Origin of the sequence: Bartonella gliris (genome assembly GCF_045277155.1) — a bacterium.
GTDB classification, from domain to species: Bacteria; Pseudomonadota; Alphaproteobacteria; order Rhizobiales; family Rhizobiaceae; genus Bartonella; species Bartonella gliris.
Genome location: NZ_CP123962.1, coordinates 532,075 through 555,803, shown reverse-complemented (window position 1 = coordinate 555,803; position 23,729 = coordinate 532,075). Strand labels below are relative to the sequence as shown.

Below are 23,729 nucleotides of genomic sequence, written 5' to 3'. Positions count from 1 at the left end.
TTTAAAAGTGCCTGTTTAAGGTACTTATTTTCTAAAGAAGAGGTTATAGGCGTGCACAGGTTCTTTCCTTCTTGCACGCTTCCACCATTACAGAACAAAGAGGCAAATATGAGCATTACTGCTGCACAAGTAAAAGAACTTCGGGAATTGTCAGGCGCTGGTATGATGGACTGCAAGGCAGCTCTGGAAGATACCGGTGGTAACATGGAAGCTGCTGTTGATTGGCTTCGTAAAAAAGGAATAGCCAAAGCAGATAAAAAGGCTGGTCGTATGGCAGCTGAGGGATTAATCGCAGTTGCATCAAGAGATTCAAGTGCGGTTTTGGTTGAGGTTAATTCTGAAACAGATTTTGTTGCGCGCAATGATGTATTTCAAGACATTGTACGCAATGTGGCGATAGCTGCTTTGGGTACACAGGGCAGTGTTGAATCTGTTTCTGCATCTCTTTACCCTGGTTCTGAGAAGACTGTTGAGGCGACAATTAAAGATGCGATTGGTACAATTGGCGAAAATATGACATTTCGTCGTTCTGCTAAGCTCTCTGTTGAGGATGGTGTCGTTGCTACCTATATACACAATAGTGTGGCTGAAGGGCTTGGCAAACTTGGTGTTTTGGTTTCTATTGAAACTACAGGCAATAAGGAGGCTGCTGCTGCTTTTGGTCGGCAAGTTGCCATGCATATTGCTGCAACCAATCCGTTGGCGTTAACAGCAGAAGATGTTGATGTTGGTGCCGTTGAACGTGAAAAAGCAATTTTTTCAGATCAAGCACGCCAGTCTGGAAAGCCTGAAAATATCATTGAAAAAATGGTAGAAGGGCGTATGCGCAAGTTTTTTGAAGAGGTAGTTTTGCTTTCTCAGGCTTTTGTTATGAATCCTGATATTACTGTTGAAGCAGCTTTAAAGGATGCTGAAAAAACGATTGGTGCGCCAGCAAAAATTACAGGTTTTATTCGTTTTGCACTGGGCGAAGGTGTAGAGAAAGAAGAATCTGATTTTGCGGCAGAGGTTGCCGCTGCTGCAAAAGGGTAGCTCTTTTTTGATCAGAGATTTAAAATCGTAGCATTGATTATAAAATCACTGAGCAGAAAGAGTGTGATTATTGAGAGGGCGTCACAGAGAAAAGTGGTGCCCTTAGTGGTGTCCAAAGCAAAAAATAAACGTGCTTTTGGGGAGGTTATCAATGGCATTAGCGTTTCAGTATAAACGTATTCTTTTAAAAGTTTCTGGTGAGGCCCTTATGGGAGGCCAGAGCTTTGGAATTGATGTTTCCGTTGCAGACCGTATCGCTGCTGATATTGCTGAAGTGCGGGCAATGGGTGTGGAAGTTGCTATTGTTATAGGTGGAGGCAATATTTTTCGCGGAGTTGCTGTTGCTTCGCATGGTGGAGATCGCGTAACAGGTGATCATATGGGAATGCTTGCAACTGCTATTAATTCTTTAGCGTTGCGAACATCATTGACAAAATTAGAGGTTGAAACGGTTGTATTATCTGCGATTGCTATGCCACAAATTTGTGAGAGTTTTTCACAACGTAAAGCGATAAGTTATATGAATCAAGGAAAGGTCGTTATTTTTGCAGGCGGTACTGGGAATCCATTTTTTACCACTGATTCTGCCGCTACTTTACGTGCAGCAGAAATTGGTGCCGATGTTCTCCTGAAAGGAACACAAGTAGACGGTATTTATTCTGCCGATCCAAAGATAGACCCTACGGCTAAGCGTTTTGATCAATTAACACATGTCGAGATTTTACAATTGGGGTTGTCTGTCATGGATACAACAGCGGTCACCTTAGCGCGCGAGAACAATGTGCCGATCATTGTATACTCCATTCATGAAAAAGGCGGTTTAGCTAAGGTATTGAATGGAACTGGACGGTTTACAATAGTATCGGAATGAAGATAATCTTCAAGGCGTAATTAAAGGAGACAGAAATATGAGTGTTACATCGATTATGGATGATCTGAAACGTCGCATGGATGGCGCTGTTTCGGCTTTTAAACATGAATTAGGTGGCTTGCGGACTGGGCGAGCATCAGCCAGTTTATTGGAGCCGTTGACAGTTGAGGCTTATGGTTCTGTTGTACACATAAATCAGGTTGCAAATATTTCTGTTCCAGAACCGCGGATGCTTTCAGTTTCTGTATGGGATAAAACGATGTTAGGGGCTGTGGAGCGCGCTATTCGCGATTCTGGCCTTGGTTTAAATCCCATCACTGATGGCATGAATTTGCGTATTCCTTTACCTGAATTGAATGAAGAGCGTCGTAAAGAACTCGTAAAAATTGCGCATCATTATGCAGAACAAGCTCGTGTTGCTACGCGCCATGTTCGTCGGGATGGCATGGATAATTTGAAGAAGTTAGAAAAAGAAGGTGAAATTAGTCAAGATGAAGCTCATGGTTTATCAGAGAAAGTTCAAAAACTTACTGATGAAACCATTGCTGATATTGATAAGATTTTGGCTGTGAAAGAATCTGAAATTATGCACGTTTAAAACAATTTTGTTGCCAGAAAAAGAATATTATATTCCGTCTCGTGTGACATCGCTCTCATGGATAAGAAGGGGAAGTAATATGTGCTGTTGATAGCAGGGCAGGAGGCAGAGGGAGATGCGTTTTTCGTAGTGTATACTCTATAGGCAAGATTGATTTGAAGTGGCAGATGTTTTTTTAATTTTTTTGCGCTTCGGGTGAGATTATCTGTTAGGAAAAATTATTTAACCGAATAATAAAAGTTTTTTGCTCAATGCAGCTTTGTTAAGTTGCGTAATAAAAATGTTTTTATGATTGAAGATCTTTCAAATATTCCATGGCAGATGTTGGGGAAGGAATATGACGCTACTTTTCATTATAAAAGGTGCAGCAAGATGGATTAGATGGTCGGTGTTTTGCACAATGCGTTTTTGATATTTTTTTAACTTTTGAGCAGATGAACCGATTGTTTGGTAGAAAAATGTTTTCATACGCAGTATGAATACCAGATCTAAACTTTATAATTCGCATAGAGAGGAACAGCAATTTTCTCATTCTTATGATTAAGGGGAATGCTGAGAAATGTGTTTTTGGTTTGATCTTGATGAGTCAGTTTTTGAAGTTGTTTTTTCTGATTATTGGTTTTATGAACACCATCTTGGTATATCGAGTCATTTATGGTAACTTATCGGTAAAGTTTGCAAAATGTGAGTGTAAAAGTGCTGCGTAGCAAAGCCTTTTGCGTGCATAATCTGTTGAGTTTATACTATCGTTTGGATGTTATTTTGTCTAATCTTCTTTCTCGTACTCTGACAGCTTTTGTTTTTGGTAGCATTGCTTTGAGTTTGACATGGCAGGGTGGAATTTTATTTTTTTTGTTTGCATGGGTCATTGGCGGTTTTATTCTTTATGAATGGATTAGTATCACTAAAGAGAACTGGCATGTTTCACAAAAAATATTAGCGAGTGTTTTTTATTTAGTTTTTGGCTCCTTGTTGGTCTCAAATGTATCTGCTTCATTAACCTTTTGTATTTTGATAGCTTTGGCAGCGCTGTTGGCTATTATTGGTCCTATGAAAAAGAGTGGTTGGTCTTTTGGCGGTTTTTTATACGCATCTTTTCCGGTTGTGGCTTTGTGCTTTTTACGGGGGCATGAGACGGTAGGATTCTGGGTTGTTATCTTCTTATTTACGATAGTGTGGGGAACAGATATTGCTGGATATTTTAGTGGACGTGCGTTTGGTGGTCCTAAATTAGCACCACGATTTTCTCCTAATAAAACATGGGCAGGGGCGATTGGTGGCACGTTTATCGGAGTTTCTGGCGGTATATTGGTTGCTTTTCGGTTTTTTGACGTCAGTTTAGCAGATTTTTTTGTGCCATTCCTTGCTCTTATTTTATCGATTGTTTCGCAATTGAGTGATTTGGCGCAATCATGGCTAAAAAGACAATTTTCTGTTAAGGATTCTAGTTCCTTATTGCCTGGACATGGTGGATTTATGGATCGTATGGATGGATTGGTAGGAGCTGCTTTTCTCCTTTATTTAATTGGTTCATTGATGTCTGATATGGATACACCGTTTAACCTTTTTCGTCTGATTTAATCAGGAGAAGATATCTTGGATTTTTTGAATCATATAATCGCTGTGGGCGACTTGTTTTTGAGAGGTTTGTGCGTTCTTTTCGCCTTTATGATTATCATTTTTGTGCACGAAGCTGGGCATTATCTCATTGGGCGGTGGTGCGGTATTAAGGCATCTGTTTTTTCGCTTGGGTTTGGACCACAAATAATGGGTTACACAGATAAGCATGGTACACAGTGGCGTTTAGCACTTATTCCTTTGGGAGGGTATGTAAAGTTTATTGGCGATGAAGAAGCGAGTTTATCATCATCCCAATCATTTCCGATAATTGACGGTTCATTTGCCAATGCACATGCTTGGAAAAAAGCAGCAACTGTCTTTGCTGGTCCCTTATTTAATGCCCTTTTTACTGTTGTTATTTTAACTTTTTTTTTCTTTATTTATGGACGCGTAGCCATTGAACCAATTGTTGGTTCTTTGATAAAAGATTCTCCTGCTATTCAGTCTGGTTTGGCATTGGGTGATCGTTTTATTGAAATGGATGGTCGTCGGGTTGAAAGCTTTGAAGATTTGATGAATTATGTGACTTCACATGGTGGAGATCCTATAGAATTTAAAATGCAACGCACGGGGCGTGTATTTACGACGGTAATTACACCAAAAGTGATTGAGCGAGATGATGGATTTGGTAATCGGGTTCGGAGTGGAGTAATAGGTGTAGGTGTCCCTGTTGATCCCAATAATCCTACGCGTTTAGATCAAGCTTATGTAAAACATATTCGCTACGGGTTTGTTAGAGCTGTAAGAGAAGCCTCAGAACGTGCTGCATTTATTGTCACCCAAACAATTTTTTTAATGAGTCGTTTAATAGTGGGAAAAGAAGATCATTGTCGGCTAAGTGGTCCCTCTAAGACGGTTAAGATTGCTTGGAAAATTAGTGAAACAGGTTTTATTTCGTTGTTGAATTTTACGGCTTTTTTTTCGATAGGTATTGGACTTATTAATCTTTTTCCGATTCCACCGCTTGATGGTGGGCATTTATTATTTCATGTTGTTGAGATGATTGTTAGGAGGCCAATACCCGCTAAGATTCGGGAAATTGTTTTTCGCTTAGGTTTCTTCGTTGTCCTCTCGTTTATACTTTTTTCCTTCTTTAATGATTATTTTTGTTGGTTTAGCTAATTAAGTTATAGAAAAAATTTTATAAATTGGGTAATAGTAGAGAAATATAAATTAAAAGTCGTTTACCATATCCACAAAATATTGTGGCATCGTGCGCTATAATTAGTAATTAAGGGGTGGAAAGTCTCGCTGTGAATAAAAGGGTTGTTATGGCAGTTAGCTTTTTGAGGCATCGTGTCTAGGGAATAAAATAAGGTAAAAAAAGCCAATGACTACAAATTCAAAGTTTTTAAATGCAGCATCTGTGTTGGTATTAGGTTTAGGGATGATTGCTTCAACAACAGCCTTTATGTCAATTACGATGGTTGGAGAAGTGCAGGCATCTGTAGTCCATTCTATTGAGGTTCGCGGAAATAAATTTGTAAGTGCTCAGGCAATTAGAGACAATATGGACATTAAAATTGGAAAGAGTTTTTCCAGTGGTCATATCGATTCAGCAGTGAAGCGTCTATTTGCATTAGGTTTATTTTATGATGTAAAAATAAACCAAGTAGGTAGTAAGCTGGTTGTGTTCGTCAAAGAATATGAGGTAGTCAATCAGGTGTTATTTCAAGGAAATAAATCTCTTAAGGATACTGATCTTAAGCGATTTATTTCTTTAAAACCGAATGAGCCTTTCAATTCTGCTAAGCTTTCGGCTGACGTTAATCTGATTCGTGAAGCTTATAAAACTGTTGGTCGTAATAATGTCGCTGTTAAAGTTCAAACTATTAACTTAGGAAAAGGGCGCGTAAATGTGGTCTTTAATGTTGTTGAAGGCCGAAGGACAAAGATTAGCAACATCACTTTTAAGGGAAATAATGCTTTTGGAAGCCGCCGTTTGCGTGATGTGATTTCAACAAAGCCATCGGGAATACTCTCGTTGTTGTTGAGAGGTGATGTTTATACTGAAGAACGTTTAGCCGCTGATGAAGAGGCACTACGTCGTTTTTACTATAATCGTGGTTATGCGGATTTTCGTGTTATTTCCTCTAAAGCAACTTTTGATGAAGCGAGTAATGCATATAACATCGATTTCGTTCTTGATGAGGGTGTGCGCTATAAAATTGGTGATGTTCAAGTTGAAAGCGATGTCGATGGTATTGATGTTCAATCTCTAAAAGGGATACTTAAAACCCGTTCAGGTGAAATTTATAGCGCAGAGAATATTGAACAGTCCGTTGTAATTATCAATAATAAGGCTGCTGATACGGGATATGCTTTTGCTAAAGTTGAGCCGCGGGGAAATCGTGATTTAGCAAATCATACAATTTCGATTTTGTATAACATTGAACAAGGTCCACGGGCTTATGTTCAACGTATTGAGATACGTGGCAATGAAAAGACACGTGATTATGTCATTCGCCGTGAGATTGATTTAAATGAAGGTGATGCTTACAATCAGACCTTAGTGCAGCGGGCAAAGCGTCGTCTAGAAAGTTTAGGCTTTTTTAAAGCTGTTAATATTTCAATGGTTCCAACGGATCAGTCTGATCAGATTATCTTGGTTATCGATGTAGTTGAAGCTCCAACAGGAGATCTTTCTTTTTCTGGAGGATATACAACGGGTGGTACAAGCCCTGGTATGTCACTTGAGGTATCTGTTACCGAACGTAACCTTGGAGGACGGGGGCAATATGTTCGTTTAAGTTTAGGTGCTGGGCAAGAAAAATCCCGTAATTACAATTTATCATTTGTTGAACCTTATTTCTTGGGTTACCGTTTATCTGCTGGTGTTGATATTTTTCGCAGTACTTACCGTGCCGATAAAGCATATGATGTACGGCAGACGGGTGGATCACTTCGGTTTGGATTGCCTATTAATGATCAATTATCTGCTAATTTAGCTTATTCTTATGTGCAGGAAGAATATGATTTTGGTGGAGATTATGACTTTAACAAAGAGAGTGACATAAAAGAATTATATGGGAAATATTCTGGTGCAATTGTTCAGGCTGCACAGCATAGCCCTTGGAAGCGTTCATCAATTAGTTATGGTTTGACCTATAATACTATTGACGATATGAAAAATCCACATGATGGGTGGTATGTGCGTGTTCTTCAGGAATATGCAGGACTTGGTGGAAATGCGAAGTTCTTGAAGACAACGGGTAAAGCGATGATGTACAAAACGCTTTCTGATCGGATGGATCTTGTCGGTTTACTTTCTTTTGGTGGTGGTTATATCCACGAAATAGGCCGAGAGGGTGTTCGTATCTTCGATATGTTTAAAGTAAATTCTGATATGATCCGGGGCTTCAAATACAACGGAATAGGTCCGCGTCAGGTTTCCAATAAAGGTGAAGTCTATTTCTTAGGGGGAACGACGTATATGAATGCAACTGCTGAAGTGCAGTTTCCTATACCTGTCGTGCCTGAGGGGTTAGGATTACGTGGTGCTTTATTTGCAGATGTTGTAACGCTCTATGGCAATAATTATAAACCTGCTTTTCAGGGTGAAGCCCCTGTTACAAATGTCAAAAGTGCATGGCGTTCCTCTGCAGGTGTCAGTTTGATGTGGGATTCTCCGTTTGGTCCACTCCGTTTTGATTATGCTTGGCCAATAAGTAAGCAGATAGGTGATAATATACAGAAATTGAACTTTGGTATTTCTACTAAGTTCTGATTTGAAGTTTCTCCAAAAGGAAAAGCTTTGAAGAGAATGGTGTAGGCTGGGAGAGAAAGTGTTTTGATGGCGGATACATTTTTTTTTACGCCGTCCCGGCGATTGACGGTTGCTAATGTTGCGGAGTTAACAGGTGCAAAGCTTCTTAATCCAGAGTTTTCTAACACAGTTATAAGCACTCTTTCTTCTCTTGAAAGTGCTGGAGAAGGTTCTCTTGTGTTTGTAGAGCATCGGAAATTTTCTGATGCTCTCTTAGGAAGTGCTGCTGTGGCCGTTTTTTGTACGAATGAAATCGTTTTTAAAGTTCCTGAATCTATGGCAATTTTGGTGACATCTACACCGCAGCGTGATTTTGCTCAGATTGGTCGTATCTTATTTCCTGATTCTATCAAGCCAATGCCTTGGTTTGGACAAAGAGAAATCTCACCGCATGCGCATATTCATCCAAGTGCTAAGTTTGCACATGATGTATGTATTGAAGCGGGAGCTGTTGTTGGTCGAAATGTCGAGATTGGTGCAGGGACTCTTATTTCATCCACGGCTGTTATTGGAGAAAATTGCCGTATTGGGCGTGATTGCTATATTGCTCCCAAGGTAACAGTGCAGTATTCTTTAATAGGTGACAGAGTTCAGCTTTACCCTGGCGTTTGCATTGGACAAGATGGTTTTGGTTATGTTGGTAGTGTTTCTGGCATTGAAAAAATCCCACAGCTTGGCCGTGTTATCATCGAGGATGGTGTAGAAATTGGTGCAAATACAACTATTGATCGTGGAACATTTGCGGACACTGTGATTGGTGAAGGAAGCAAGATTGATAATCTGGTGCAGATTGCCCACAATGTAAAGATTGGTCGCTATTGTCTTATTGCTGCTCAATGTGGAATTGCTGGAAGTACATCCATAGGTGATATGTCTCAACTTGGCGGGAGCGTCGGGGTAGCGGATCATATCGTAATAGGTAAATGTGTTCAGATTGCTGCTCGTAGTGGTGTCATGAATGATATTCCCGATGGAGAAAAATGGGGAGGAAGTCCAGCACGACCGTTCAAGCAGTGGTTTCGTGAAGTAGCGGCGTTGCGTAATATTGGCAAAGTTAAAAAGGAGAAACGCTAATATGATCAACACCGGAGAAATTAAAAATTTAGAGGCTGTAGATATTGAGAAGTTGCTGTCAATCTTACCACATCGGTATCCATTTTTATTGATTGATCGCATAGTTGAAATTGATGGTGAGCAAGAAGCTATTGGTATTAAAAATATAACAATTAATGAGCCACATTTTACGGGACATTTTCCCGCAAAACCGGTTATGCCTGGGGTTTTGATTTTAGAGGCTATGGCACAAACAGCGGGAGCAATTTCGCTTTTAAAATTAGGGAATAAGCAAACAAATTTGGTTTATCTGATGACTGTAGATAATGCGAAATTTCGTAAGCCGGTTGTGCCTGGTGATCAACTAAAGATTCATGTTCATCTTTTAAAAAAGAGATCTGGTATGAGGCGTTTTGCGTGTATTGCAAAAGTAGAAGATATTCGTGTCGCTGAAGCTGAAATTGCAGCAATGATTATTGAAAAAGAATAAATGATATTAATGGGAATTTAAAAATGTCCGGCACAAAAATTCATCCAACTGCTCTTGTGGAGAAGGGAGCGCAGCTTGGTGAGAGTGTACAAGTTGGGCCGTTTTGTTATATTGGTTCAGAAGCTGTTATTGGTGATGGATGCAGTTTGATGAGTCATGTTGTGATAATGGGGAAGACAACGTTAGGAGCCAATAGCAAAGTATTTTCACATGTAGTTTTGGGGGCAGATCCGCAAAATAATAAGCATAGGGGGGGGCATACAACGCTTTCTATAGGTAAAAATTGTACAATTCGTGAAGGTGTAACGATGCATAGAGGCTCCGACTCAAGTGTTGGAATGACGATTGTTGGGGATAATTGCCAATTTTTTTGTTATGCGCATGTCGCTCACGATTGCCATGTAGGTAATGATGTAACTTTTGCGAATAATGCAATGATCGCGGGGCATGTTACTGTTGGGGATTGTGCTATTATTGGCGGTGGGGCTGCTGTTCATCAATTTGTTCGTGTTGGGCATCATGCATTCATTGGTGGTGTCTCTGCACTGGTTGGCGATCTAATTCCCTACGGGACAGCTGTTGGTGTGCAGGCAAAACTTGCTGGTTTAAATATTATTGGCATGAAACGTGCAGGGTTTGAGCGTAAAGATATTCATGCACTACGCCATGCGGTTGCTATGCTTTTTGATCGCAGTAAACCCTTTAAAGAGCGTGTAAGTGATGTTTCTTCTTTCTATTCCACTTCTCAATCTGTTCTTGACGTAGTTCAATTTATTAAGGAAGAAGGAAAACGTTTTTATTGTACACCTAAATTTGAAGACGATAAAATAAAAGTAAATAAGGATTAAAAATGCCTTTCTCTGGTGCCAGAAGTCCTCTTTTCGGCCGAACTGCAATTATAGCAGGAAATGGTGTTTTGCCTATCACTGTTGCTCAGGCTCTTGAGAAACATGGACAAAATCCTTTCCTTGTTCTTTTGCGAGATGAGGCAGATGCGGTACTTTATCGCTATGAGCATTGCGAATTATCAATTGTAGAGTTAGCGCGGCTTATTAAAACCTTAAAAGCAGCGGCAATTTGTAATATCGTTTTGGCGGGTGGTGTGAAAAAACGGCCGCTTCTTAGGCAATTGCAACCAGATTGGACAACCTTTTTGGCTTTACCTAAGATACTCGGGGCTTTGGGAAGAGGTGATGATGCGTTATTGAAGGCTTTTATACGGATTGTTGAAGCGCATGGTTTTTGTGTACTTGGTGTGCACGAGATAGTACCAGACCTCTTAGCTCCAATGAAATTTGATTTAACAGTGCAACGTGCTACGCGAAAAGATAAAAATGATATTTTGTTAGCAGCTGATGCAGCGAAGCTTTTAGGTCGATTAGATATTGGTCAAGCAGCTGTGGCTGTCAATGGGAGGGTGGTTGCGGTAGAGGGAGCAGAAGGGACTGATAATATGCTGTGGCGGGTTTGTGAAATGAGAGAAAGAAAGCAAATCCCCTCTAAAGGCGGTGTCCTTGTTAAATGTGCAAAACCACAACAAGATCATCGCGTTGATTTGCCATCAATTGGGCCTGCGACGGTAATGAATGCTGCGAAAAGTGGATTGTCTGGTATTGCAGTGGAAGCAAATAAGAGCCTCATATTAGCAGCAAAAGCAACAATAGAAAAAGCTAACAAACATTCACTGTTTATAGAAACATTTGAAAATTTTGAACATGAGTGATTACTTCTTAAAAATTGCTGTTGTTGCAGGTGAGGAATCTGGTGATTTTCTTGGAGCAGATTTGATTTCTTGTATATCACAACAGACAGGATGTAAAATTCATTTGATGGGTGTTGGTGGAAGTCATTTAAAGGCATTAGGTTTAAAAAGCTTTTTTGATTTTAATGATATTGCTTTAATAGGGATAGGCGCAGTATTAAAGAAACTGCCATCACTATTGGCACATATTCGTAATTTGTCCAAATTTATCGCACGAGAACGACCAGATTGTTTAATTATCATTGATAGTCCTGATTTTACTCATCGTGTTGCAAAAAAGGTGCGTATTTTAGCGCCTTCTATTCCTATCATTAAATATGTTGCACCAACTGTTTGGGCATGGCGGCCAGAGCGTGCTAAAACTATGTGCAAATTTGTCGACCATGTTTTGGCGGTTTTCCCTTTTGAAAAAAAAATTATGAAAGATTTTGGTGGTCCTCCTACTACCTATGTCGGACATCGTCTTTTAACTTATCCTCCGCTTTTGGCTGTCCAATCTGAGAAAAAACATTTGTGTAGTAAACAAGAGCAATTGTCCACACTGCTTATTTTACCAGGATCTCGTAATTTAGAAATTCGCTACTTAATGCCCATTTTTGGAGAAGCAGTAAAAATTCTTGCTCAACGGATTCCTAATTTACGTATTATTTTACCAACGTTGCCGCATTTAGTGGATGAAGTTCGTTGTTTTGTAAAGGGATGGAAAAGCAAAGTGGAGATTGTTGTTGGAGAAGATGCGAAATGGCGTGCTTTTGCGGATGCAGATGTGGCACTTGCGGCATTGGGAACAGTTTCACTTGAGTTGGCATTAGCTAAAATTCCAATGATCCTTTGCTATAAACTTGATTATTTTTCTAAATTATTTATTTTTCCTAAAATAATGTTATGGAGTGCTGCTCTTCCGAATATTATTTCTGATAAGCCTATTGTACCGGAATATTTTAATGAATTTCTACGACCTGGCATGTTGGCAAGGCAGGTGGAACAACTTTTGCATAATCCTTTATTACGACAAGTACAACTTGATGCTTTTGAGATGATGGAACAGAAAATGAAGACTGAAGTACCATCGGGGGTTATTGCTGCTCAGACAATTATAACCCTTCTCAATGAAAAATTGGGACACTTAAAATTTTGTAGATGAAAAATGTTGATGATTAGTGTTTAATTTTAGCAAGAAAATCACGAGCACGTTGACTTTTAGGGTTGGTAAAAAATTCGTCAGATTCTGTATCTTCGATAATTTTTCCGTTTTCGAGAAAAAGTATTCTTTCTGAAACTTTTCGAGCGAAAGCCATTTCATGAGTAACACAAAGCATTGTAATGCCTGTATTTGCCAATTGAACCATAACTTCTAAAACTTCTCCAACACTTTCTGGGTCAAGAGCTGACGTTGGCTCATCAAAAAGCATCACTTCTGGTTCCATACAAAGTGCACGTGCAATTGCAACACGCTGTTGTTGTCCACCAGAGAGTTGTAAAGGATATTTTTCACAATGCTTTTCAATCCCAACCTGCGTTAGGTAATGAATTGCTCGTTCTTTTGCTTGTTGTTTGGAAAGTCCTTGAACTGTTATAGGTGCCAAAATGCAATTTTGCATAACAGTCATATGGGGAAATAAATTAAAATGCTGAAAAACCATTCCTATTTTACGTAAAACATTTTTTTGCTGGTGTATAGGAGCCGTATGAATATCAACATTATGGACACGAATTGAACCTTCATCTGCTTTTTCTAATTGATTAATACAACGAATTAAAGTTGATTTTCCTGAACCAGAAGGCCCACAAATAACGATGCGTTCACCAGTTGTGATATCTAAGTTAATATCCTGTAGAACCTGAAAGTTTCCATACCATTTATTTAAATTTCGAATAGAGATCACTAGGCTTTTAGTGGAATAGATAGGTTTATTATTTTTAAAATTCATCTTGTTGTATTCTTCCGTTGATGAATAAATTGATTAATTTAATATTTGAATTTGGTAAAGGTTTTTGTGATCATTTTTGTTTATCGTAAATATCGGGTTAGGCGGCGTTCGATAAAAATGATAAAACGATGAATAAGCTCAACAATAAGAAGATAGATAAGAGCAGCCCAAACATAAACTTGAAAATCGAATGTACGTGAATAAGTAAGTTTAGCAACCCCCATTAAATCATAAACAGTAACAAGTGAGGCAATAGCACTAGACTTAATCATTAAAATAAACTCATTTCCCAATGGGCGTAATGCTATAACCATCGCTTGTGGAAAAATAATTCTAAAAAATGTTGTAGAGCTGCTCAGTCCCAAAGCTTTTGATGCTTCACGTTGTCCAGTCGTTACTGAAAGAAAGCTTCCTTTAAAAATTTCTGACTGATAGGCAGCGGAATTGAGCGCAAAAATGAAAAGACAACAATACCATGCGTTTTGAAAAAACCACCATAAGCCGACCTGTTGCCAAAAGCTTCTCATTGAACCAAGTCCGTAATAAAAAAGGAAGAGTTGGGCTAATAAGGGGGATCCACGGAAAAAATAAACATAAATATGTGCAAAATAGCGCAAAAGCTTATTGTTTGATAAACGTGCAAACGTAATGAACATACCAAGAAAAAATCCTATAGAGCAGGAAATAGCGACAAGCTCAAAGGTAAGAATAAAGCCATCAATGAATTTTAGTCCATAACGGTTTATGAGTGTAGGATTGAAAAGAAAATGAAGCCATTCGGGAAACATCAAGTCAACGCCTTTTTATAGTCTGTTTGAGTGCATGTTTCTAAATGACGTAAGATTGCAGAAAAGAATGCAGAAAACAGTAAATAGAGCAAACACGCTACGAGATAAAACAGCATGGGTTTATTAGTTGCTGCAACTGCTAAATTAGTTTGGCGCATAAGATCGACAAGTGAAATGGTTGAAACGAGAGATGTATCTTTAAGTAAAGTGAGCCAATTATTAGAAAGCCCTGGCAAGGCATTTCGAATAAGCTGAGGAAAGACAACACGAAAAAATGTGGTTGAGCGTGAAAGTCCTAAAGCTTTGGCTGCTTCATATTGACCTTTATCAAAGATATTGAATGCTCCAAGCCACACTTCACAAGAAAAAGCAGCAAGAACCATACTGAGTGCAAGAACACCAGCAATAAAAGCGTTGATAGTGAATATTATTTCAATACTAAAATAATCAAGAACAGTTTGAATAACATTTTGTAAGCCGTAGTAAACTAAAAATAATGTTAAAAGCTCTGGTAGTCCGCGGAACACAGATGAAAAGAGAATAGCTACAATTTTAGCTATCTTGATATTAGATCGAATCATCACTGCACCTAGAAGTCCTAGAGGAAATCCCAAGAGTCCACAGCATAAAGCCAATGATAATGTCATCCCTGCACTAGAAAGTATAACCACACCCCACCCCCCATTGCTAAATGATAGCAATGCTAAATTTTCAGTCATTCCTGTGATCCTCAAAAGATTTTAATAATGGTTATCTAGAAATAAAAAAGTTTGTTCAGATTTAGATTCACATTCATATTTAATAAATATCAAATGTAAAATATTTTTTCATAATTTTATCATAGGTTCCATCGGCGCGGATTTCCTTTATCGCTTTATTGAATTTGTTTTTAAGAGCGTTATCATTTTGACGTACTGCAATTGCAATAGGAAACTTTGTTTCTTCAAGAACTCCTAGAAGTTGGCAGCAATCTTTTCCTTCATTTTGGAGCCAAATTAAGGCTTGCAATTTGTCACTGATGATTACATCAAGCCGCTTGCTTAAAAGATCGCGATTAACTTCTATTGTTGTGGGATAAAGTTTAATGTTCACCCCTTCAGAGACATAATGATCTTCTGCGTATGCTGCTTGTGTTGTATTTGATTGTACACCAAGATTTTTACCTTTAAAGGCTTCTGCCGAAATCTCTTTAATTCCCGAATCTTTGGTAACGATTACAGCTGATGCCGTGTTATAGTAGGCATCTGTGAAGTCGATTTTTTGTAGTCGCTCTTGTGTAGGAGTGAGAGAAGCAACGACAGCATCATATTTTTTAGCGAGAAGTCCGGGAATAATTCCATCGAAGTCTTGCGTAGTGATAGTACACGTGACGTTCATTTTTTTACAAAGTGCATAAGATATATCAATATCAAATCCATGGAGTTCATTGTTTGAGTCAATGTAACTAAACGGGGGATAGGAGCCTTCACTCGCAATTTTTAGCGTTTTAGCGTTGGCCAATTGGACAAACAGTGTTGCGCTTATTATGAGTGCTGCAGCCAATGATTTCATTATGTTCTCCTGTAGGATGCGCGGGTAGATCATCATATATTTTTATAATCTGTAAGCTCTTCTGGGAGCAATGCAAAAATTTATTGATGTTTATTTTCTATCATTACAAGGATAATCGTTATTATCAAAGACAAGTATGACAAATATAAGAAAAAATAAATATTCTTCTGATTCCATTGCAGATGTAGTTGTCATAAGATAATTCATCTTCGCCATTTTATACACGCAAATTCAGAATTTTTTTTGAGAAAAAGACTGTTAAATTTAAATACAGGAGAGTTTAGATCTTAGGAAGACAAGAACAAAATATCTTTGTAATCCATGATATTGTGAAACGCTTAACATCAGAGAAACATACAAAATCAATGAGTATATGGAGATTTTGCTTTTGTAGAAGATGTATAGTGCCAACAGATCATTTAAAGAAGAGTGCTTACATGGAGTGACGATGGTTATAAAATGATGTTTACTATAGGGGATGTTTCCTATAGAGCTTTGTCATTTTACGTAGAAAACTCTAAGAGTCTAGTTTATTTTGTCTTTTTCATCAATTTACAGAAGAGGGATAAAGGCTTATTGGGCATATTATAGTTAGAAAATAGCACTGTGGTCATTCCTTATGCGAGGTTATTTAGGAAAAGAAAGAACAATTCTTACCATTGCTGAGTTTTTTCTGTGAGAAGGGTTCCGAATTTGTATATGAAATAACGGATAATACATGTTTATTGAGGCAGAATCATAAGTCAAAATTTTCATATATTTTTGGAAAATATTCTGTGGATCTGCATAAAGAGGCATTTACGATGCTCTTTATGCATTGTGCAGATTACATCAAAATCTTCATCACGGTTGATGATATTATAGCTATAGAGAGAGTTTTAAGAGCAAGGCTTATAAAACATTTTATATGGGGCTATTTGATTAGTCACAATAAAGCTTCAATTTTTTGGAGCTTTATTGATTGGTTGTTGTATTTTTTAAGTTTATACGCTTGTCTATGGGAACATATTCACGCATAGCATAGCCTGTATAGAGTTGGCGTGGTCGGCCAATTTTTTGCGCGGAATCCTCAATCATTTCTTTCCATTGTGCAACCCAGCCAACACTGCGTGCTAATGCAAACAGAACAGTAAACATTTCAGTTGGGAAGCCTAGAGCTTTTAGTGTAATGCCAGAATAGAAATCGACATTAGGATAAAGCTTTTTTTCAACAAAGTATTCATCATTCAGAGCAATGTTTTCAAGCTCTATAGCGATATCAAGAAGTGGATCATCTTGAATGTTGAGTTCTTTTAAGACCTCATGGCAGGTTTGTTGCATAATTTTTGCACGTGGATCATAATTTTTATACACTCTATGACCAAAACCCATAAGACGGAAAGGATCATTTTTATTCTTTGCACGAGCAATGAATTCAGGAATTCTTTTGACGGAACCTATTTCTTGTAACATTTTTAAGCATGCTTCATTGGCTCCACCATGAGCGGGGCCCCAAAGGCATGCAACACCTGCTGCGATACATGCAAACGGATTAGCTCCCGATGATCCTGCAAGACGTACAGTGGACGTAGAAGCATTTTGTTCATGATCAGCATGAAGGGTAAAGATTCGATCCATAGCCCGAGCAAGAACTGGATTGATTTTATATTCTTCACAAGGGACGGAAAAGCACATATGGAGGAAATTGGCAGCATAACTAAGATCATTACGCGGATAAACGAATGCCTGCCCAATGCTATATTTATACGCCATAGCAGCAAGAGTTGGAACCTTTGAAATGAGACGAATAGAAGCGATCATTCTCTGTTGAGGGTCTGTAATATCAATAGAGTCGTGATAGAATGCCGACATAGCTCCAAGGCATGCAACCATGACAGCCATAGGATGAGAATCACGACGGAAACCGTGGAAGAATCGTGCAAACTGCTCATGTACCATTGTATGTTGCATAATCCGACGGTCAAAATCAATTTTTTCTTGTTTTGTTGGGAGTTCACCGTAAAGTAAAAGATAGCAGCTTTCGAGAAAGTCTCCTTTTTGAGCCAGTTGATCGATAGGATAACCGCGATAAAGCAATATTCCTTTATTACCATCAATATAAGTAATTTTCGATTCACAAGACGCGGTTGAGGTAAAACCAGGATCATAAGTAAAAGTATCTGTTTCTTTATAGAGAGAAGCAATTTCAATGACGTCTGGACCAACAGTGCCTTTACGCACGGGTAATTCTATTTTTTTACCATTCACGGTAATATGTGCTTTATTCTCAGACATTAAATATTCCTTTCAGATCCTTCGCACTAAAAATCAAGATGCCGCTTCATCAGATAGGGAGGTATATAACGGAAGCTTTTCCTAACTATGTTGAGGGTAGATTTACTCTAAAAGTTGGTTCATGCAATCTAAAAATATTTTTTTATTTGCAATTTTACCAAATATGGAGTTCGACACCTTAAGATAGAAGATAGTTTTCAATTCGCGTTGAGGAATTTGTATTTAAACGCTCATTTCTAAAATCTATTTAGATCTAGGTACATATATTCAGACTGCGGTTTTGACAAGTTGGTCATTGATGCGGTTGAGAGATTCTTCCCGTCCCAATAAAACCAGAGCATCAAAAACTCCTAGCGATGTTGTACGTCCTGTAAGCGCAGCCCGAAGTGGTTGGGCAACAGCTCCCAATTTGAGATCCTGTGTCTGTGCATAAGATCGAAGAGTTTCATCCAATATTTTTGCATCCCAAGAAGGACAGGCTTGCAGGGCAAGATAGATACCTTCTAAGATGGCTTGGCCATTTTGGGCTAAGAGTGTTTGTGCTTTTTCGTCAAGAAGTAACGGTCGTTGCGCAAAAATGAAGGAGGCATTGTCAATGAGTTCACAGAGTGTTTTAGAACGTTCTTTCAAATTTGGTATAGCTGCTAAAAATTGATCACGGCGTTGTTGATCAAGTCTTTTCATTATTTCCAATCCACCTTCAATGTCTGGCAAAATGTTAAGAGCAGCATCAAAAAGGTCTTGATCTGGACTCATGCGTATATAATGTCCATTGATGGCATTTAGCTTTTTGAAATCAAAACGAGCTGCACCTTTATTAATATCATCAATATCAAACCAGGAAATCATATCTTCGATTGAAATCAATTCGTCATCACCATGACTCCAACCTAGACGAACGAGATAATTACGCAAAGCAGCAGGAAGGTATCCCATTGTTCGATAAGCATCAACACCTAATGCGCCATGGCGTTTTGATAATTTTGCGCCATTTTCACCATGGATAAGTGGAATATGCGCCATAACAGGGATATCCCATCCCATTGCATTGAAGATAATTGTTTGGCGGGCTGCATTTGTAAGATGATCATCACCACGTATGATATGTGTTACTCCCATATCATGATCATCAACGACGACAGCATGCATATAAGTAGGGGAGCCATCCGAACGCAAAATAATAAAATCATCGAGATCTTTATTAGGGAAGTGAACGTCACCTTGGACACGATCGTGCACAATTGTTTCTCCATCTTGTGGAGCTTTGATACGAATAACAGGTTTGACACCTTCAGGAGCTTCAGAAATATCACGGTTGCGCCAACGCCCATCATAACGTGGTGGACGGCCTTCTGCGCGGGCATTTTCTCGCATTTCAGCTAATTCTTCAGGTGAAGCGTAGCAATAGTAAGCTTTGCCGTTTTTTACCAATTGTTCAGCAACTTGGCGATGACGTTCTGCGCGTTCGAATTGCGAAATAGGGGCGCCGTCATAGCTAAGCCCCATCCAGTGTAAGCCATCTATGATAGCTTTTACAGCTATTTCCGTCGAGCGTTCTCGATCTGTATCTTCGATACGGAGAAGCATTTTTCCACCGGTATGTTTTGCATAAAGCCAATTAAAAAGCGCAGTACGGGCACTTCCAATATGGAGAAAGCCTGTGGGGGAGGGGGCGAAACGAGTAATAACAGGCACGGATATCTTCCTCTAAATTAAGACATTACTTATGGAACTTTATGGAAGGGTTATGTTAGCATAGGTGAGAGAGTGTGCAATAGCCGCGTTGCAAGTAAAGTGGGGGATGCGGATGTTAAATAAAAATAAAGTTAAGGATGATTTATCAAGAAGAGTTCTGTTAGCAAGAAAAAAATTGGGCCTGATATGGCGGGATGCGCCCTCTACTCCTGATGGTGCAAAGAATGCTGGCTGTAACAAACAAAAGATTTTTCTCTTTAAGCCTTTTAAAAAAGCAATCATTTTTTGCTGGGAGTGGTTGGTAGATTCCATAAATAGAGAAATTTCTTTAGGACTCCTTTTTTTGTTGGTTTTAGTATTTTTTACCACAGGCATCATTTTTTATTTCAATTTAGATCGAGAACCAAGTTGGGGGCAATTTGTTGCATTGGTTATTATATTCCTTGGAATATTGTATATTTTACGTTTCTATCAGGGAATATGGATTATCGTAGGATTGCTGTGTTGCATTGTATTAGGCGCTTTGGCTGCAAAAATAGAAACGTGGCGTATATCTACACCAATGTTGAGCAGTGATGTTGTCACTACATTAACGGGGAGAATTGTTTCTATTGAGTCAATGCAAAGAGGGGGATATCGTTTAGTACTGGATATTTTGCGTACAAAAAACCCAGTATTACGCCATGGACCTCATCGTGTTCGTTTATCGGCAAGGCATTTACCATATGGATTAGCGATTGGTGATGGGCTACATGGGAAGGTCATGATTCGTGCATTATCGGGGCCTGTGCGTCCAGGGGGGTACGATTTTAGTTTTCATAATTATTTTAAAGGGATTGGTGCTCAGGGAATTTATTTGGGAAAACCAAACAAGATATCAATTCCACGACCTCATACAATATTGGGTAGAGTCTTACAGAAAACTGAAAATTTACGCACGAACATGACACAAAGAATCAGTATGGCGCTTGATGGTGAAAAGGGTAGTATTGCAGCAGCCCTCATAACAGGACAGCGGGGTGGTATCTCAAATCACACAAATGAAGCATTACGCACGGTAGGATTAGCGCATATTTTATCAATATCAGGTTTACATATGGCGCTGTTGAGCGGTATGGTTCTTGTTAGCATCCGTAGTTTTTTAGCACTTTTTACAGTTTTCTCATCCTATTATTCCGCTAAAAAGTTCGCTGCCATTGTTGCATTAATGACCACAGCTTTTTACTTGCTATTGTCAGGGATGGCTATATCAGCGCAAAGAAGTTTTGTGATGATTGCTGTTATGTTGGTTGCTGTATTATGTAATCGTTCTGCTGTAACAATGCGTAATTTTGCTATTGCGGGTTTGATAACTTTAGCTATTACTCCACATGAAATATTAGGTCCTAGTTTTCAAATGTCTTTTTCCGCCACTGCAGCTTTGATTGCTTTTTTTGATTGGTGGAGTGGGAGATTATCTTCTCGTATAAAAAAAACAACACCATTTTATGTTGGGGGTAGAGTAATTCATTTTATTTTCTTATCAGTGGGTTCAACATGCGCATCTTCTCTTGTAGCGGGCGCTTCGAGTGGAGTCTACGCTGCTTATCATTTTTCCAATATTGCATTTTTTAGCATTATCAGCAATGCTTTAGCTTTGCCTATTATATCGATACTTATCATACCCTTTGGATTAATAGCGGTACTCGCAATGCTTTTGGGTTTTGAATGGTATCCTCTACAAATTATGGGTTTTGGTATTGGACTTCTCACAAAAATTGCTCACGCTATAAAGGCTATTTCCCCTGATTTAAATCCTGGATTTATGCCGTTATCTGCGTTGGTTTTATTTAGTGTAGGCTTAGTTGGGCTGACGTTTTGCAAAACATCCATCAGATTCCTTTTTAGTCTCTTTATTGTAGTTGGTATTTATGTTTGTTTAGTGCACTCGCCCGTACAATTAATTATAGCAGACAATATGAGTCTTGTAGGCGTTATCAATAAGAAAAAACTCTATATTGATCGTTATCATATCTCTAAGTTTACAACATCTATATGGGAAAAATCGTTTCGCGTGAATGAGACGATCAAGCCAACAAAATATGGACCTTCATTGAGTGGACAGTTCGTTTGTGATGATCATGTTTGTGCGTCCTTATTAGAAAATGGATTAAGAGTCATTGTTTTACATGGAAAAACAGATCAATGCATAGAAGCGGATGTCGTAATTAAAACATTTGCAATGAACGATCCAACATGCACAAAGAAGACACAAATAACATTTACACTTCAACAATTGTTATTACGAGGGAGTGTGATGATGACCAAAAACGGAGATATCATTTGGTCTTCTATGGGGGCTTATAGACCATGGAATATCCACAGGCAATATTCACAAAAAATGCGTAACTTATCCGAGTTTCCTCATGGCAAATACGAAAAGAATAGGAAACTATAGGAACATTTTTTGATTATATTTTATTTTTTCATAATACTGTGGAGATATCAATTTCATTAGAAACCCCCTAACCAATAGTTAACATTTTTCAAAAAATAGGTGATTTTTTTGCAATAACTTGTAATTTTGCAGATTGAGCATGGAATATACAAACAATTTTTAAAAAAGTAAAAATTATTAATTATTCTATTTTATTATCATTATTATATAATCTAATAGATATTTCTTCAGCCAAAAGGTATTGAATAAATCTATGGCGGGTTGAGGCAATAGGCGACTTTTTGTTATCAATTTGTGATGAAATATCGTTAATTGGTAAAAGGGTAAAGTGATTCATGGATGTTCAGCAGTTAAAAAAAATGGCGGCTGCTAAAGCACTCGAATTTGTTAAAGATAATATGCGGCTTGGTATAGGAACTGGTTCTACAGCAAATGAATTTATTCGCCTTCTTGGTGAGCGTGTTGCAGATGGTTTGCGTGTGACTGGTGTTGCTACCTCATTGCATTCTGAGCAGCTCTGTCGTAAGTTTGGGGTACCTGTTGCTACTTTAGAACAAATGCCTGAACTTGATCTTGATATTGATGGTGCCGATGAAATTGGCCCAGAAATGACTCTTATTAAGGGGGGCGGTGGGGCGTTGTTGCGTGAAAAAATTGTAGCGACAGCGTCTCGTACGATGCTTGTTATCGCTGATGAAACAAAGCTAGTAAAAATGCTTGGTGCTTTTGCGTTGCCAATTGAAATTAATCCGTTTGGTATGCATGCTACACGCAAAGCCATCGAGAAAGCGGCTGAAGGTTTAGGACTTTCTGGGAAAATTACACTTCGAATGAATGGAGAAAATCCTTTTGAAACGGATGGCGGTCACTTCATTCTTGATGCATCTTGGGGGCGCATTTTGCAGCCAAAATTATTATCGGAAGCACTTCTTGCAATTCCTGGTGTTGTCGAGCATGGTCTTTTCTTGGGATTGGCTTCGCGTGCAATTGTAGCGACGGCAGATGGTCAAATAAAAGTTTTAGAACCGTTTGATTTTTAGAGAAGGTAGTTTACATGTCACTATGTTAGCGCAATAAAAGGGGCTGTTGAAAGTTTTGTGTAGAATAACAAATTTAAATTGTAATTAATTATCGGGGTAATCATTAAATGAAAAAAAGATTTTCTTTTCAGCGTGTTATAGCATTTTTTGGTGCAGTTGCCGTTTTGATTTTAAATATTGGAATAGTTCATGCACAGGGGGTGAGCGATCAGCATTTGATTTCAGCCAGAAAAGCTATCAATGCTATTCATGCAACGGATCAATTTGACAGCTTTTTACCAACTGCGGCACGTGATCTCAAAAATGAACTCATAGGTGACGATCCCAATTTAGCAACGGCTATTTCTGAGATTGTTGATAAGCAAGCACTTGCTTTGGCTAAACGGCGTGCTGATTTAGAAAAAGAAATTGCTCAGGTATATGCAAAATATTTCACTCAGGAAGAGCTTGATGCAATCACAGCATTTTATAATTCCGATACCGGTAAAAAATTTTTGACAGAAGTTCCAAGTATTGCACGTGATGCTTATTCCACATTTGATTCATGGCGTTCTGCTATTATGCAGGATCTTATAAAAAATGTGAAAAAAGAGATGTCTGAAACACTTAATTTGGAAAATTCCATTACGCCCACGAAATCTAGTTCTTCAAAAAAATCCAAATAGCGCTTTGATTGATGTGATTACAATAATGAATAATTCCTTATTTTATTTTTAAAAGTGGCGGTTTTTCGGCCACTTTTAATAAAAAGAGGTCCTTTTTTAGGATATTGCTTTATATAAGAAAAGAACACTTGAAAATAAAAGAACTTATCATTTGAT

20 protein-coding genes are annotated in these 23,729 nt (G+C 38.5%); 14 read left to right on the top strand and 6 right to left on the bottom strand.

What is annotated here, in order from left to right; translation table 11 throughout:
- Positions 1-108: 108 nt before the first annotated feature.
- The 11 genes from tsf (at position 109) to lpxB (ending at position 12,336) form a co-directional block, all read left to right on the top strand.
- The gene (tsf, locus tag QHG54_RS02495; RefSeq protein WP_317993120.1) at positions 109-1,032 is read left to right on the top strand and encodes a translation elongation factor Ts; all 924 of its coding nucleotides are present in this window, start codon (positions 109-111) and stop codon (positions 1,030-1,032) included.
- Positions 1,033-1,183: 151 nt separating this feature from the next.
- The gene (gene pyrH / locus QHG54_RS02490) at positions 1,184-1,903 is read left to right on the top strand and encodes a UMP kinase (protein WP_317993121.1); all 720 of its coding nucleotides are present in this window, start codon (positions 1,184-1,186) and stop codon (positions 1,901-1,903) included.
- 37 nt (positions 1,904-1,940) lie between these two features.
- Complete coding sequence (frr, locus tag QHG54_RS02485) at positions 1,941-2,501, top strand: ribosome recycling factor (RefSeq protein WP_317993122.1); 561 nt, start codon at positions 1,941-1,943, stop codon at positions 2,499-2,501.
- Between the two features lie 762 nt (positions 2,502-3,263).
- Positions 3,264-4,082, top strand: coding sequence for a phosphatidate cytidylyltransferase (locus tag QHG54_RS02480; RefSeq protein ID WP_406604528.1), 819 nt, complete (start codon positions 3,264-3,266; stop codon positions 4,080-4,082).
- A 15-nt stretch (positions 4,083-4,097) separates the two neighbouring features.
- Positions 4,098-5,243: a M50 family metallopeptidase gene (locus tag QHG54_RS02475; RefSeq protein WP_317993123.1), complete on the top strand. Its 1,146-nt coding sequence runs from the start codon at positions 4,098-4,100 to the stop codon at positions 5,241-5,243.
- A 208-nt stretch (positions 5,244-5,451) separates the two neighbouring features.
- Complete coding sequence (gene bamA / locus QHG54_RS02470; protein WP_406604390.1) at positions 5,452-7,848, top strand: outer membrane protein assembly factor BamA; 2,397 nt, start codon at positions 5,452-5,454, stop codon at positions 7,846-7,848.
- Positions 7,849-7,914: 66 nt separating this feature from the next.
- A complete protein-coding gene (lpxD, locus tag QHG54_RS02465; protein ID WP_317993125.1) occupies positions 7,915-8,961 on the top strand; it encodes a UDP-3-O-(3-hydroxymyristoyl)glucosamine N-acyltransferase in 1,047 nt (348 codons plus the stop codon).
- A gap of 1 nt (position 8,962) precedes the next feature.
- The gene (fabZ, locus tag QHG54_RS02460; protein ID WP_317993126.1) at positions 8,963-9,430 is read left to right on the top strand and encodes a 3-hydroxyacyl-ACP dehydratase FabZ; all 468 of its coding nucleotides are present in this window, start codon (positions 8,963-8,965) and stop codon (positions 9,428-9,430) included.
- Between the two features lie 23 nt (positions 9,431-9,453).
- Positions 9,454-10,278 (top strand): acyl-ACP--UDP-N-acetylglucosamine O-acyltransferase, encoded by an 825-nt coding sequence (gene lpxA / locus QHG54_RS02455; RefSeq protein ID WP_317993127.1) that lies wholly within the window; start codon positions 9,454-9,456, stop codon positions 10,276-10,278.
- Positions 10,279-10,280: 2 nt separating this feature from the next.
- Entirely contained in the window at positions 10,281-11,153 is an 873-nt protein-coding gene (locus QHG54_RS02450; protein WP_317993128.1) for a UDP-2,3-diacylglucosamine diphosphatase LpxI domain-containing protein, read from the top strand.
- Complete coding sequence (gene lpxB / locus QHG54_RS02445) at positions 11,146-12,336, top strand: lipid-A-disaccharide synthase (protein ID WP_406604389.1); 1,191 nt, start codon at positions 11,146-11,148, stop codon at positions 12,334-12,336. Before QHG54_RS02450 ends, lpxB begins: the two co-directional genes overlap by 8 nt.
- Positions 12,337-12,349: 13 nt before the next feature.
- On the opposite strand, the gene QHG54_RS02440 is transcribed toward lpxB, so the two are convergent.
- The 6 genes from QHG54_RS02440 to gltX form a co-directional block, all read right to left on the bottom strand.
- Positions 12,350-13,123, bottom strand: coding sequence for an amino acid ABC transporter ATP-binding protein (locus QHG54_RS02440; RefSeq protein WP_317993130.1), 774 nt, complete (start codon positions 13,121-13,123; stop codon positions 12,350-12,352).
- Between the two features lie 80 nt (positions 13,124-13,203).
- Entirely contained in the window at positions 13,204-13,911 is a 708-nt protein-coding gene (locus QHG54_RS02435; protein WP_317994038.1) for an ABC transporter permease subunit, read from the bottom strand.
- Positions 13,911-14,630 (bottom strand): ABC transporter permease subunit, encoded by a 720-nt coding sequence (locus QHG54_RS02430; RefSeq protein WP_317993131.1) that lies wholly within the window; start codon positions 14,628-14,630, stop codon positions 13,911-13,913. The genes QHG54_RS02435 and QHG54_RS02430 overlap by 1 nt, the downstream gene beginning before the upstream one ends.
- Before the next feature lie 79 nt (positions 14,631-14,709).
- A complete protein-coding gene (locus QHG54_RS02425; RefSeq protein WP_317993132.1) occupies positions 14,710-15,462 on the bottom strand; it encodes a transporter substrate-binding domain-containing protein in 753 nt (250 codons plus the stop codon).
- Between the two features lie 954 nt (positions 15,463-16,416).
- A complete protein-coding gene (gene gltA, locus QHG54_RS02420) occupies positions 16,417-17,736 on the bottom strand; it encodes a citrate synthase (protein WP_317993133.1) in 1,320 nt (439 codons plus the stop codon).
- Positions 17,737-18,003: 267 nt separating this feature from the next.
- Complete coding sequence (gene gltX / locus QHG54_RS02415; RefSeq protein WP_406604388.1) at positions 18,004-19,431, bottom strand: glutamate--tRNA ligase; 1,428 nt, start codon at positions 19,429-19,431, stop codon at positions 18,004-18,006.
- Between the two features lie 112 nt (positions 19,432-19,543).
- Between gltX and QHG54_RS02410 the strand changes: the two genes are divergently transcribed.
- From QHG54_RS02410 to QHG54_RS02400, 3 genes are all read left to right on the top strand, one after another.
- Complete coding sequence (locus QHG54_RS02410; protein ID WP_406604387.1) at positions 19,544-21,868, top strand: ComEC/Rec2 family competence protein; 2,325 nt, start codon at positions 19,544-19,546, stop codon at positions 21,866-21,868.
- 335 nt (positions 21,869-22,203) lie between these two features.
- Entirely contained in the window at positions 22,204-22,908 is a 705-nt protein-coding gene (gene rpiA / locus QHG54_RS02405; protein WP_406604386.1) for a ribose-5-phosphate isomerase RpiA, read from the top strand.
- A gap of 107 nt (positions 22,909-23,015) precedes the next feature.
- A complete protein-coding gene (locus QHG54_RS02400; protein WP_406604385.1) occupies positions 23,016-23,573 on the top strand; it encodes a DUF2059 domain-containing protein in 558 nt (185 codons plus the stop codon).
- Positions 23,574-23,729 lie beyond the last annotated feature (156 nt).